The organism is Nioella nitratireducens, assembly GCF_001879715.1.
Lineage (GTDB): Bacteria > Pseudomonadota > Alphaproteobacteria > Rhodobacterales > Rhodobacteraceae > Nioella > Nioella nitratireducens.
In genome coordinates, this window is sequence record NZ_MNBW01000078.1 from 1 (window position 1) to 504 (window position 504).

A 504-nucleotide genomic window follows, 5' to 3' on the forward strand; every position below is an offset into this window, starting at 1 on the left:
ATGGAAGACGGCCTGCGCTTCGCCATCCGCGAAGGCGGCCGCACCGTCGGCTCCGGCGTCGTGTCCAAGATCCTCGCATAAGCGACCGGATCACCAGACCAATGGAAAGGCCGTCCTCAGGGGCGGCCTTTTTCGTTTTCAAGCAATGGGTTGGGCTAGATTTCACGACTTAAACGAAAGTTAATATATCATCGAAATGATTGACAGAGATCAACGAACACATACGAGAATCGGAATTTAATACTCCTTGGACGATTTGATTCCAGGAGGAAACGAAAATGAAACTTTATTCCAAGGCGACTCTCTTCAAGACGACCTCGGCCCTTGCGCTCGGCCTGGTTCTGGCCACCGGTGCAATGGTCGCCCCCATTCCGGGGTGGCACGGCGCTGCATGGGCCGAAGACGATGGCGACGGTGACGGTGGCCACCCAAGTTCGACAAAATCAGGCGCGATTTTCGCTTTTTGACGTGGTGGCCTGAGTCATTTCAATGAGTTATGGGGGC

General features: G+C 54.4%; 2 protein-coding genes. Both read left to right on the plus strand.

Features of this window, described 5'->3' with window-relative positions; genetic code table 11:
* The coding region (locus BKY27_RS19665) for an EF-Tu C-terminal domain-related protein (RefSeq protein WP_089964097.1) at positions 1-81 on the plus strand (81 nt) is incomplete at its 5' end.
* Positions 82-278: 197 nt separating this feature from the next.
* Complete coding sequence (locus BKY27_RS19670) at positions 279-467, plus strand: hypothetical protein (RefSeq protein WP_071676139.1); 189 nt, start codon at positions 279-281, stop codon at positions 465-467.
* Positions 468-504 lie beyond the last annotated feature (37 nt).